General features: G+C 41.7%; 12 protein-coding genes and 2 pseudogenes. 9 read left to right on the top strand and 5 right to left on the bottom strand.

What is annotated here, in order from left to right; genetic code table 11:
* Positions 1 to 408 precede the first annotated feature (408 nt).
* Positions 409 to 1,320 (top strand): RNA polymerase factor sigma-32, encoded by a 912-nt coding sequence (locus tag AC0QT4_RS00400; RefSeq protein ID WP_473199750.1) that lies wholly within the window; start codon positions 409 to 411, stop codon positions 1,318 to 1,320.
* Positions 1,321 to 1,511: 191 nt separating this feature from the next.
* Here AC0QT4_RS00400 and AC0QT4_RS00395 read toward each other — a convergent pair whose 3' ends face one another.
* Positions 1,512 to 3,065, bottom strand: a complete 1,554-nt coding sequence (locus AC0QT4_RS00395; RefSeq protein ID WP_473199749.1) for a M48 family metalloprotease — start codon at positions 3,063 to 3,065, stop codon at positions 1,512 to 1,514.
* Positions 3,066 to 3,216: 151 nt separating this feature from the next.
* On the opposite strand from AC0QT4_RS00395, the gene AC0QT4_RS00390 reads away from it, so the two are divergent.
* The 3 genes from AC0QT4_RS00390 to AC0QT4_RS00380 all read left to right on the top strand — a co-directional run bounded on the left by AC0QT4_RS00390 (position 3,217) and on the right by AC0QT4_RS00380 (position 6,237).
* On the top strand, positions 3,217 to 3,852 hold the full coding sequence (locus tag AC0QT4_RS00390; RefSeq protein WP_473199748.1) for a thiamine diphosphokinase: 636 nt from the start codon (positions 3,217 to 3,219) through the stop codon (positions 3,850 to 3,852).
* A gap of 103 nt (positions 3,853 to 3,955) precedes the next feature.
* Positions 3,956 to 4,375, top strand: coding sequence for a hypothetical protein (locus AC0QT4_RS00385; protein ID WP_473199747.1), 420 nt, complete (start codon positions 3,956 to 3,958; stop codon positions 4,373 to 4,375).
* Positions 4,375 to 6,237 (top strand): ABC-F family ATP-binding cassette domain-containing protein, encoded by a 1,863-nt coding sequence (locus tag AC0QT4_RS00380; protein ID WP_473199746.1) that lies wholly within the window; start codon positions 4,375 to 4,377, stop codon positions 6,235 to 6,237. Before AC0QT4_RS00385 ends, AC0QT4_RS00380 begins: the two co-directional genes overlap by 1 nt.
* Before the next feature lie 287 nt (positions 6,238 to 6,524).
* On the opposite strand, the pseudogene AC0QT4_RS00375 reads toward AC0QT4_RS00380, so the two are convergent.
* Positions 6,525 to 7,087, bottom strand: a pseudogene (locus AC0QT4_RS00375) (GNAT family N-acetyltransferase).
* A 326-nt stretch (positions 7,088 to 7,413) separates the two neighbouring features.
* Between AC0QT4_RS00375 and AC0QT4_RS00370 the strand changes: the two are divergent.
* Together AC0QT4_RS00370 and AC0QT4_RS00365 are read left to right on the top strand one after the other, a co-directional pair.
* A pseudogene (locus AC0QT4_RS00370) lies at positions 7,414 to 7,634 on the top strand (Arm DNA-binding domain-containing protein); the annotation flags it as partial.
* Positions 7,635 to 7,656: 22 nt separating this feature from the next.
* Positions 7,657 to 7,818: a hypothetical protein gene (locus tag AC0QT4_RS00365; RefSeq protein WP_473199745.1), complete on the top strand. Its 162-nt coding sequence runs from the start codon at positions 7,657 to 7,659 to the stop codon at positions 7,816 to 7,818.
* Between the two features lie 421 nt (positions 7,819 to 8,239).
* Here the strand turns inward: AC0QT4_RS00365 and AC0QT4_RS00360 are convergent, their stop codons facing one another.
* Complete coding sequence (locus AC0QT4_RS00360) at positions 8,240 to 8,500, bottom strand: DUF2312 domain-containing protein (protein WP_241437681.1); 261 nt, start codon at positions 8,498 to 8,500, stop codon at positions 8,240 to 8,242.
* Positions 8,501 to 8,735: 235 nt separating this feature from the next.
* Here AC0QT4_RS00360 and AC0QT4_RS00355 point away from each other — a divergent pair, with 235 nt between their 5' ends.
* From AC0QT4_RS00355 to AC0QT4_RS00345, 3 genes are all read left to right on the top strand, one after another.
* Positions 8,736 to 9,269, top strand: coding sequence for a DUF1036 domain-containing protein (locus AC0QT4_RS00355; RefSeq protein ID WP_473199744.1), 534 nt, complete (start codon positions 8,736 to 8,738; stop codon positions 9,267 to 9,269).
* Positions 9,266 to 10,702 (top strand): pyruvate kinase, encoded by a 1,437-nt coding sequence (pyk, locus tag AC0QT4_RS00350; protein WP_473199743.1) that lies wholly within the window; start codon positions 9,266 to 9,268, stop codon positions 10,700 to 10,702. The genes AC0QT4_RS00355 and pyk overlap by 4 nt, the downstream gene beginning before the upstream one ends.
* Positions 10,703 to 10,928: 226 nt before the next feature.
* Entirely contained in the window at positions 10,929 to 11,060 is a 132-nt protein-coding gene (locus tag AC0QT4_RS00345; protein WP_473200035.1) for a hypothetical protein, read from the top strand.
* Between the two features lie 403 nt (positions 11,061 to 11,463).
* On the opposite strand, the gene AC0QT4_RS00340 is transcribed toward AC0QT4_RS00345, so the two are convergent.
* Both AC0QT4_RS00340 and AC0QT4_RS00335 read right to left on the bottom strand, forming a co-directional pair.
* On the bottom strand, positions 11,464 to 11,841 hold the full coding sequence (locus AC0QT4_RS00340) for a cell division protein ZapA (RefSeq protein WP_473199742.1): 378 nt from the start codon (positions 11,839 to 11,841) through the stop codon (positions 11,464 to 11,466).
* A gap of 12 nt (positions 11,842 to 11,853) precedes the next feature.
* On the bottom strand, positions 11,854 to 12,129 hold the full coding sequence (locus AC0QT4_RS00335) for a DUF4164 domain-containing protein (protein WP_473199741.1): 276 nt from the start codon (positions 12,127 to 12,129) through the stop codon (positions 11,854 to 11,856).
* Positions 12,130 to 12,195: the final 66 nt, after the last annotated feature.

Here is a 12,195-nt window from a genome sequence, read left to right as displayed (position 1 = left end):
TTCATTCTGCAGGTTTATCATATATTTATTACACTTATTGGTTGTGTTGTGAAGTTAGAAAAATAAAATAAATTTTTCATGAAAAAGAAATAAGTCAAAGTTTAAACAAAAGAGGATTGATCCTACGCAACCATTTTCTTTTTTCTGTTCTGGTCATGATGAGGGGAAAATAAGATTTTTTACACAATTTTTGTCGGTAAATAAGGATGTATCCTATCGCCATTTTGTTGGTAAATTGCTGGCTTTTTATGGGAAGTTTTACCATGACAAGAAAAAAACAATTGCGATTATAAAAATACACGCTAAAGTAGCAGCCATACAAAAAACAACTTTTGAGTTCTTTTTTGCGAAAGAACGATGGTGTCGTTGCCAAATCAATTTTGATAATTTTAATCGCAAGGGGTTATTATGGGTCATCTTTCAAATGCTGTGTATAAAAGCAGCAAAAATTATAGCGATGCAGACAAAAGCTTGGGACGTAATATGATGCGTTCTGCTATGCAAGCGCCTTATCTTGAACGACAAAAAGAGCATGATTTGGCTCTGCGATGGAAAGATAAACACGATGATGAAGCTATGCATCAAATTGCAGCGGCTCATATGCGTTTGGTGATTGCAATTGCTAACCGGTTTAAACATTTCAAAATGCCGTTAGGGGATCTGGTGCAAGAGGGATATGTTGGGCTTTTGGAAGCTGCCGCTCGTTTCGAGCCTGATCGGGAAGTGCGTTTTTCAACTTATGCAACATGGTGGATACGCGCTTCTATTCAAGATTATATCTTGCGAAATTGGTCTATTGTTCGAGGGGGAACCAGTTCTTCGCAAAAGGCGCTTTTCTTTAATCTTCGACGTTTGCGTGCGAAATTGGTGCAGGATGATAGTGCTCTTTCAAAACAAGATATCTTTCGCACAATCGCTGAAAAACTCGGTGTTTCAGTGCGCGATGTTGAAACAATGGATTTTCGTTTTTCTAGTTCTGATAATTCCTTGAGTGTTTCTGTTTCTGAAAACAGTGATAATCCTGTTGCTAAAATGGATGCTCTTGTCGATGATAGTCCGCTTCCCGATGCTCTCATTGAACAGGTGATTGATGGCCAACGGCGGACACAATGGCTCTACGATGCATTGCAAATTCTCAATGAAAGGGAGCTTGAGATTATTCGTTTTCGTCGCCTTAATGAAGAGGGGGCGACATTGGAAGTTTTGGGCGAAAAGTTGGGAATCTCGAAAGAGCGGGTGCGCCAGATTGAGGCGCGGGCTTTGCAAAAATTACGCTCTGCTTTGCTTACAGCGAATTCAGCAGATGCTTATGAAGTGTAAAAATTTGACGGTTTTTTCGAGAGAGTTTTGATGAGCAGTGAGACATTACGGGAAAAGGAGAACATGATGAGGCTGGTTTTAAAGGGCACTCAAAATGTTGCGGGGAATGTCTTACAGGGTCAAGGGATGCGGATGCTAGAAAGAGAAGAGGAGGGGATCAAAAGTCCCCAAAAGGGTGGAAAAGGCTCTTTCTACTGCGTGACAAGTTTGACCTTTGACCCTATCCGTAAAATTTGGGTTGGAGAGAGGCCATTGAGAATGCGAAAGAGTTTTTCTTTCTCTGTGCTACAGAGCATCTGATTGGCAAGGCTTGCAACGCTTTCGCCCTGTTTAACGCGCACAATACGGATTCTTAAAGGTTTCAGTTTTTTTAACTGTAAGGATGAAAGGGGCTGAAAACTTTCTACCGCCTTTTGAGCAACCGCTGCAAAATTTTCAGAATCATGGGGCGCTGCTGTCAGAAAACGAAAAACGTGATGGTTGAGGAGAATGACAGTTATATCAAATTGCCATTGCTTATTGGTTGCGCGGGCATGAGCTCCAGAAAGATCTCGAATCATAATTGGCTCAACAGACGATTCATCAAGTCCTGCAATCCATCCACTTTTTAAATAATCACTCGCAGACAGTGCAAGAGGATTTGGTAAAGCATCAAAGCGAATGGCAATTTTATCTGGACTGCTGGCCCAAACAGTGTGTGCTGAATTTTCTATTGTGAAATTGTCTGGAACGGAAAAAGTTATGCGCAGTTGCGGGTGAATAAATTGGTTTCCTCTTACAAAACCTGTCTGAAAGCTCCCTCCAAAAATCATACCATCAATGCTTTTGAGAAAAAAATCACGATCCGTTCTTCCCTTGTTCTTGGCACTGATTCTGCGTGCTTTTTCCATGGCAAGATGAATCCGTTGTGGTGTGGTTGGATGGCTTGCTAAAAAGTCTAATGAGGCATTTTTTGTGCCTGAGATTTTACGAAAATCACTATAGGCTTCCATTGATTGAAGAAAACGCGGAGAAGCAAATGGATCATATCCTGCTTGTTTGAGCATTTCTAATGCAAGCGAATCAGCTTGTAATTCCTGATCACGTGAAAATTGCGCAAGTTGCTGCTTATTTTCAAGGGGATTGTAAGATTTTCTTGCGGCATGGGAAAGAAGGGGGGATGACAGGTGGTTTGCCATCTTCAATTCGGCTTGCTTTTTAAGGCGTAAAATACCGTGATGGGCAGTAATATGCGCTATCTCATGGGCTAAAATTGCTGCAACTTCTGAAGAATCATTGGCCAATGACAGCATGCCACGCGTGATGTAAATAAAACCGCTTGGTAATGCAAATGCGTTGACGCTCTCGGAGTTTAAAATGGTGACAAAATAGCGTTGGTGAGAATTGCGGGATACGGTTGTGAGTTTCTGCACAATATCTGCCAGCAGGCGCTCAAGTTTTGCATCATGATAGGCACCGCCATAGATTTGTAAAATACGTGGGTGTTGTATCGTGCTTAATGTGACATAGATATTATGGTTGCTGGCATATTTAGTCCCAGAAGAATCTGAAGAATAAGGCATCTTGTTTTGGGAAATGTTCGTATGACAAGCGGAAAGGAGAAGTGTTAAGCTGATGAGGATTCTAGACATTTTTCTGTGAAAAGAAAAATTTCGTTGAAAAATTGAGTGCCAGAAAAGAGGGTGCTTTTGACAATTATAATTATTATGCACTTTGTTTTCTGAGTGTCTTTTGGCAAATTTCATTTGTCTCTTGTATGTGTTTTTAGAATAAAGGAGCTTTTAGGGTGAGGATTTTTTCGCCTATAGCATGGTTAGTGTTGATAAAAAACGGCATTTTTATAAAAAATTTATAAAATTGCTTTAAAAAGAGACCTTACGAAAGGCAGAGTATGGGATGACAACATTTACAATATTGTTAAATGGAGATGTTTGTGTCACTGATCGTTTGTGCAATCAAATTCGCAACAGTCGTGTGATTGCTGCTGATGGTGGAATGCGTCATGCAGCAGTTTTGAATGTCATGCCTGAATTGTGGATGGGGGATTTCGATTCCTCTGATCAGGATTTACGAGACAAATATCGTCATGTTCCTTGTGAGGTCTTTCCCGCTGATAAAGATATGACCGATAGTGCTCTCGCCTGTGAGAGGGCGTTACAAAAGGGTGCTACGCAAATTATCCTATGCGGGGCTTTGCAAGGAGAAAGAACAGACCATGGCCTTTCTCATATGATGCAAGCATTGGTGATGGCAGAAAAAGGCATTTCAGTCTTATTAACCAGTGGTCTTGAAGAAGGGTGGCCCCTTTTACCAAAACCTTTTTCATGTGATTTGCCTAATGGTTGCTTATTTAGTATCATCGGTTTTACAGACTTGCATGGATTAACACTTACAGGTGTAAAATGGCCAATTTATGGTAAAACTGTGTCTTTTGGGTCATCTTTGACACTTTCTAACCGTATTTGTGGAACCTTTTCTTGCGATTTAGGTTTTGGAAAAGCTATATTATTGGCGTCTGTACCTCTTTCATAAAGCTCTTCCGGTATATTTGAATAAGGCAGAGGGGGGCATCGTGATGAAGGACCGGCATGAATGATATATTTAATATATTGATTTTGAGAAGGAGAGTTTTTATATGTTGAAATCGATTTTGAAAATAGCTGTTGTTTCAGCTCTTGGTCTCAGTACAGTGGCATGTACGACGACTGATCAACGTGTTGCCGGTTATGGCGTGGGAGGTGCTGCAATTGGCGCCTTGGCAGGAACAGCAATTGCTGGAAGTACACCTGGAGCAGCGTTAACCGGTGCAGCATTTGGTGCTCTTGCCGGAACAGTAACGGGGGCTGCTGTAAATCAGCAAAAACAACAAAGACAGGTTGTGGTTCAGCAGTCATCAATGTGCACATATCGCAATCAGAGAGGTCAGATTTACCAAGCACCTTGTGCTCAGAGAATACGGACATCACAGACAAAACGTACGCCAAAATTGTGCGTTTACCATGATGCAAGAGGGGTGATGTATAAGGCACCTTGTCATCATCGTCACGCTCATTAATGTCGGTGCCGCTGTTGCGGCTTGACCGCATTTTCCTAACTTTTGGGATGAATCCCTTGCTTGACCAAGCTTGCTTGTCGGTTGAGCAAGGGGCGCGTATTGCGTTGGTAGGTCGTAATGGTTGTGGAAAATCAACGCTGTTAAAAATTGCCGCTGGTGTGAGAGAGCCTAGTGGGGGTGAGATTTTTCGCCACCCGCGGGTCACTGTGCGTTATGTTTCGCAAAATCCTGATTGTTTAGGTTTTGAAGATGTTCATGCCTTTGTGGAAGATGGTCTGGACAATGCACCTGATAGACAATGGGTCAATACCTTACGCACCAATCTTGGTTTTTCAGGAACAGAAAAGTTGACAACGCTTTCTGGGGGTGAAAAACGGCGCGTGTCTTTATTACGAGCTCTTGCGGCAAAACCAGATATTCTTCTCTTAGATGAGCCAACCAACCATCTTGATCTTCCAACGATTGAATGGCTTGAAGGCGCTCTCTATGCTCTGCCTTCAGCAATTGTGGTGATTTCCCATGATCGGCGATTTTTAGAAAATGTGACACGGTCAATCGTGTGGCTTGATCGCGGTATGACCAAAAGACTGGAAATGCGTTTTTCGCAGTTTGAAAATTGGCGCGATAAGGCGCTTGAAGAAGAAGCGCGAGATCACCATAAATTGGCACGACAAATTATACGTGAGGAACAATGGTTGCGTTATGGGGTGACGGCACGGCGTAAACGCAATGTCCGCCGTTTGGGGGAATTAAAAGAGCTGCGACAGAAGCATCAAACCTATAAAGGGCAACCGGGAAATGCACTTTTGACAGCTTCTAAAAGCCATGATTCTGGTCAATTGGTGCTCGAAGCAAAGCGAATTACAAAATCTTATGGCGATCGTGTTATTGTAAAAGATTTCTCTTTGCGGATTCAGCGCGGGGATCGTATCGGTTTGATTGGTCCAAATGGTATTGGAAAGACAACATTGCTTTCTACTTTGATCGGTAAGGAGCCGGTCGATAGTGGTATGGTAAAGCATGGATATAATCTTTCCATGGCGCTACTTGATCAACAGCGGACTTTAAATGAAGAAGAAACGTTAGCGCATTATCTAACCGATGGGAGGGGCGAGACGCTTGTGATCAATGGGAAAGAACGCCATGTTGTTTCTTATATGAAGGACTTTTTGTTTTTACCCGAACAAGCACGCACTCCACTCAAAGAATTTTCAGGGGGAGAAAGAGCGCGCATCATTCTTGCTCGTCTTCTTTCACGTCCCGCAAACTTTTTAATTCTCGATGAACCGACCAATGATTTGGATATGGAAACATTGGATTTGTTGCAAGAGTTTATTGCCGATTTTACTGGAACAGTGTTGCTGGTTAGTCATGACAGAGATTTCTTAGATCGAACTGTAACGCATATGTTGGCGCCACAAGGGGATGGTCAGTGGGTCTTATATGCTGGCGGTTATAGTGATATGATCGCACAAAATAAGCAAGCTGCACTGCTAGGGCGCAAAGAGAAAGAATTCTCACACTCTAAAGTGCTAGCAAATCTTCGTTCGCAGGAGCAGGCAACATCCCTCTCATCATCAAATCATTGTCTTGTGGAGCGGGAGAAAATAAAACCACGTAAATTGTCTTATAAGCAGGTTTATGCGCTGGAAAAGTTGCCTGAACAAATCGCTGCTTTGCAGGACGAAATCAAAAAAATTGAACAAGAACTCTCTGATCCAGCACTCTATTGCAATGATAAAGAGCGCTTTGAACGCTTGTCAACAACACTGGAAGAGAAGAAAAAGGCTTGTGCGCAAAAAGAAGAAGAATGGTTGGAATTGGAACTATTGCGCGAAGACATAGAATGTGTGAAGTCATAAACGCTATAGCGTTATTTCTTTCAAGAAGATTGTAATAGATTTAGGTGGGGGGATCTCTTTCACTGTAAATTTGTTTTTTGCTTTGTTCTTTGTGAGGGAGGGGTGTGGAGTGGAGAAGAAGCTTGTGCGCAAAAGAGAAAAAGAGTGGCTGGTGTTTGGTTTTTTATGCGAGGGTCGTAGAAAGAGACTGAATGTGCAAAGATAGTGAAAAAGACAAGTCTTGTTGAGTTTTATAAAAGTTGCATGGTATCATCTTTCAACATCCGGTAAAAATACCTTAATATGCTTTATTCTGCTTTCTTGGCGGCTTTATACGCATCATTAATTCGTGAGGTGAGAATGTGATTCCTCCATTGATCAGAAATCATCAGATAATCTTTCGATAGCTTTCTTTCTCAAAACCAAGATGTTCCAACAAAATTCTACTTCTGGTGTTTTCCGGTAGAGTGTTTGCCATCACTCTATGGAGGTGAATAACATCAAAGATATGAAGGATCAAAGCAGATAAAGCTTCGAACATGAAGCCTTTGCCTTGGTGCTTTTCATCTAGAGAAAAGCCAAGATGATAGGCTTGAAAAACACCACGCACAATATTTGTAAAATTAACGACACCGATGATTGCCCTTTCATTTTTCAATCGTACGGCATATCGGTATGCTCGCCCTTGTGCACTCTCACAAGCAAATGTATTTGCTCGCGTCTTCCAAGCTGTTAGGGTGTTATAATCATCAGATTTTAGTGGTTCGAGTGGACGAAGAAAGTCTGCATTACGCAAATAATAGGAAGACAGTTCATTAGCATCTTCACCATTGATTAATGTGGAAATTGTTCGTTTTGTTTTGATTACCATGGTCTTCTTTTTTCTCATTTGCGTTAATGAAGAGGTTCTTTTATGGAACACTCTTTTTCTTGGGCTGCAATATATTGATTTATAACGATAATTCATCGTTTTTCAACTTGTATCATAACCCCAAATATTGTAAGATTTTCTCATCTCATCTCATCTCATCTCATCTCATCTCATCTCATCTCATCTCATCTCATCTCATCTCATCTCATCTCATCTCATCTCATCTCATTTCAAATCATTTCATTTTGTATCAATTAAAGTCACTTACTTGCACGCCATAAGCGGGGTTATTGTATGGGTAGAAAACCGTTTAGAAAGGAACAAAAATGCCTCTTATGAATCGTCTGAATAGCAAGGGCTGTCGCAACATTGGGGGCTGGTAAAGAGTATGATGGTGCTGGCTTTCACCTTCATAAGTATAAAGATGGTGGTGCTCAATGGCTTTACCGCTATACCCTCCACGGGCGGTGTCGTGAAATGGGCTTGAGGGCTTTAAGAAATATCTCTTTAAAAAAACCGTGAATGTGCAACTGGGTGGCGTTCTGTTACGGCTTAGAGGACTTCCTTTTATGCCCGATTTGCTCGTTTACGAGAATGTTATACGAATGGGAGCGTTCAAGGGTTGCCAATGCATGCCAGCTTGTAATGTGCAAAATGTTGGTGCTGTGTTTCGCCTTTTAATTTGGACCAATACTGGTGGTCAATGTCTTGACACCCATCTGTTTTCTTAAATATCCTTTCTCAATGACTGATCAAAAGAGAAGAATCCTTCTGGGTGTAAGGGACATTATACGGTTTTCTATACTCTCGATTCTCGATCCTTTCTTAAAGATTTATGGCTAGATTGTCTGGTGGACTGTCGATATTTTCTTCATAAGTTGCGCAAATTGCTAACATTTCTGGTAGAAATTCCTGTTCATTATCGATTTTTGGCATTTTTCATTCTCTCTTCATTTTGAGAAAATATTTCATGTCCTCAACGGTATTTATTGATCCACCAGACAATCGGATGCTCTTTTTTTCCATTCGTCCATGGGCTTCTCGTTCACGAAACTCGTGACAGTGCTGTTAAGAAAAAGAAAAATTCTTGTGAACGAAAAGAAGAAGAACGGTTGGAACTTAAACTTTTCTGGGTAAAGAAACGCTATTACGTTAACTCATGCCCAGCGCATTTTTATAAAGCTGGATGACTGCTTCTTCTTCCATTCGTTCATGCTCTTCTTTTTTACGCAATCTTATAATGCTTCGAACAGCTTTACTATCAAAACCAGAGCCTTTAAGTTCAGCATAAACCTCTTTAATATCATCAGAAATGGTTTTTTTTTCTTCTTCTAGCCGTTCAATTCGTTCGATAAAAGCACGTAATTGGTTTACGGATATAGCGTGGGTTTGATCAGTCACTGTATTATTCATTGCATTTTTCTCCGGAGTCTTTGTTTTAAGTTGTTTTTTCGACGATAAATTTGTTTGGAAAAGCTTGAAAAACAAAACGTGACTCAAGCTGTACACTTTCTTACAAGTTGACTTTAAACATTTTGTAAAAGTTTAAGATCTTTACAGGGATAAAAAGGCTATAAAAGGTACAAAAGAATAAAAATATCTCTGTACACACTTAAAAGGTGCTTGAAAAAGAGCAGAAAAGGACTGTATGCTTTGTTTGAAGAGCTTACGTCATATGAGTGGTTTTGTGATTTCTCAAAAACAGCAGTGGATATTTCAGAGAGGATTGAGGGTTTTTCTTTTGAGCATTCTGCTCTCCTTTTCCCTTGTTTTTTTTGCAAAAGCTGACTTTAGAGTTTGTAATACGACTCAGCAGTCTGTTGGTGTTGCTCTTGGTTATCGGACACTTAAAGGATGGGTGAGCGAAGGGTGGTGGACGGTCCCAGTGACAGAGTGTAAAACTTTAATTGAGGGACCTTTGTCTTCACGCTTTTATTATTTTTATGCGGAGGGAGCTCAGAAAAAAGGAAGTTGGTCTGGCTCTGTAACGATGTGTGTGCAAGATAGCCAATTTACCATTCAAGGGGTTCATGATTGTTTCCCTAGAGGCTATCAAAAGGCTGAATTTAAGGAAATTGATACAGGCAATCAAACCAGTTGGATGGTGCAGTTGACCGAAGAGGCTTTGTTCAATGATTCGGTTGTAAATTCCCCCCCTCTTTCAGGAGATTCTCCACCGTGAAGCGTGCACGTAAAGTGAAAATTATTGCAACTCTTGGGCCTTCTTCTTTTTCTCGTACCATGATTGAAAAGCTCTTTAGAGCAGGAGCGGATGTTTTTCGTCTGAATATGAGCCATACTGATCCTGAAACAATGGGAGAGGTGGTGAAGCGAATACGAGAGGTCGAACAAATCGTTCAGCGCCCCATTGGTATTTTAGTGGATTTACAGGGACCAAAATTGCGTATTGGCTGTTTTGCTAATGGGAAAGAGGATTTACACGTGGGGCAAAGCTTTACATTAGAGAGTCGTGATGTTCTTGGTGATGCGCACCGTGTCTTTTTCCCACACAAGGAGGTCTTTGCCGCTGTTAAACCAGGGGATCGGCTGTTGATTGATGATGGAAAGCTGGAACTGTGTGCACAAGTGTGTGATGGTCATTCACTTGTGTGCCGTGTGGTTGCTGGAACCCGTATTTCTGATCGAAAAGGGGTTAGTTTTCCTGATACGGTTTTGCCTTTTGGTTCCATAACGCCAAAAGATATGGCTGATCTCCAAGCTGTTTTGCAACAGCCTGTAGATTGGGTGGCGCTTTCTTTTATCCAGCGTCCAGAAGATATTCTAGAAGTGCGCCGATTGACAAAAGGCAAAGTGTCTTTGATGGCTAAAATCGAAAAACCTCAAGCTTTGGAGCACATAGAAAAAATTATTGATGTTTCCGATGGGATTATGATTGCGCGGGGGGATCTCGGTGTGGAAATGCCCCTAGAAAGGGTTCCTGCATTGCAGATGGAACTCATAAAAGCTTGCCGTTTAGTGGGGAAACCTGTTGTGGTGGCAACACAAATGCTTGAATCAATGATTACCTCTTCTGTTCCAACGCGGGCAGAGGTCTCTGATGTTGCTACAGCCGTTTATGCGGGAAGCGATGCTGTAATGTTATCAGCGGAATCAGCTTCTGGTCTTTATCCTGAAGAAGCTGTGCTTATGATGGACAGAATTGCCCGACAAATCGAACAAGATCCTACTTATGAGGCGCAGATGGGTGCGCAGCATCCTGTTCCTCAGTCAACAGGAACGGATGCGATTTCTCTTGCGGCGCGTCAGATTGCCGAAACACTCCAATTAACAGCCATTGTTGCTTATACTGCATCCGGCACAACGGGTGTGCGGGCATCTCGTGAACGCCCCAATATCCCTATTATTGCTTTATCGCCCATCGTGGAGACAGCGCGGCGCTTGGCTTTAATTTGGGGGCTTCATTGTGTCGTGGCGCAAGATGCACGAGATTTGGAGGATATGGTTGATCGTGCGGCAGCCATTGCTTTTCAAGAGGGCTTTTGCCAAGGAGGGGATCGGTTTCTTGTGACAGCAGGCGTTCCCCTTGGCACACCGGGTGCTACAAACCTCTTGCGGATTGCTTCTGTCTGTGAAGATGGGACAAAGGCGGTTTAACGAGAACTTGTTAGCGTGATGCTTTTTTATGAGCGTCCAAATACCCCCCCCATTATTGCCTTATCGCCCATTGTGGCAACAGCGCGGCGCTTGGCTTTATTTCGGGGGCTTCTCTTCGTGTAGTTGCGCAAGATGCACGAGATTTGGAAGAGAGGGTTGAACGTGCGGCCGCCCTTGCTTTTCAAGAAGGCTTTTGCCAAGGAGGAGATTTGTTCTTGAATGGGTTATGGAATGTGAATGGGTAAAGACCGATAAAAAGAGTGGAATGGTTCATGATGCCCATTGCTCTGTTGTTGAAATGAGTGGCAAACTTGCTTCTCCATTGGAACGGTTTCAAAGGGTTTTTATTGTGAATTGAGAAACAATGAAAATTGTTAAAAACCTTCCAAAATTGGAAATAAGAAAAACTGAAGAGTCTGATGAAGTATGCTTGCTCATAATATCTTTTCTCTTATGAAAATGATGCGATGGTTCGTGAGAGATCGGGGTCTTGTGATAGCAGCTTTTCCCCTTGGTGCTCCCCGTGCTACAAATCTCTTGCGTGCTGTTTTCTGTCTTTTATGATGGAAAAAAGTTGTTTAAATGTTTGTGCACAATGCTCTGCGCTCCTTGGAGGAGATCCTCTATGGGATAAGCTCTTTGATGTGCTTTTAGTGTTTTATGCTGGAAGCAATACTATGGCTTTATCTGCTTATTGCTGTTGCAATTTGCACGATTCTTTTCCACTCATGTCTCTGGTCACTTTAAGAACTGATGGGCTTTTATGAATTTTCTTGTTCTTGAGCACCAAGAGTGTTTTGGTCATCTTTAAGCAATTGATTGGTAAGTTTTTCAATGCGCTCCGTTGTATCTCGCATAATTTTTCCCATGGCGCGATCTCTTTCATTATGGAGGCGTAAAAGAGCTTCATAATCTTCTTGTAGTTTTCTATTTTCTCGTTTTATTTCCTCCATTTCATCAAGTATCATAATACCAGCCATAACCGATAAACGGTGGTCACCGATTTCACCAAAATTGGTCTTCAGATGGGTGATATATTGATCTAATCGAGCTGCAAGCTCAATGAGATGTTGTTCTTGTCCTTTATCGCAAGCCATGCGATAAACTTTACCATCAATGGTGACGGAAACAGTTTCCATACGTTCAAACCTTTATCTATCAATGACAACACGAATCGTTTCCATCGCTTTAATTAAACGTTTAGAAACTTCTTTATTGACCGCCTCTAGTCGTTCAACTTGGGCTTCGGCTTTATCAAGCGCTTGGGCAAGATGACTACGATCAGCATTCATGCGTTGAATTTCCTCTTCCCATTCGTTGGTTTTATCAATAACAGCATTGCGGTTTATAATGGTGATCTCTAAGGTTCTTAGTGCTTTTTCTAATCTCTCTAAAGCGTAGGGTAGAACCGTAGTTTCTTGATTCATGATGCTTTCATCCTTTGGGTAATTGGATCCCTTATAGTTTTTATAAAAAACGAATCACTCGTTTTC

The sequence above is a fragment of the Bartonella sp. EBT8 genome (assembly GCF_055796165.1).
The sequence above is the reverse complement of the archived record's forward strand: the minus strand, read 5'-3'. Positions and strand labels throughout refer to the sequence as shown.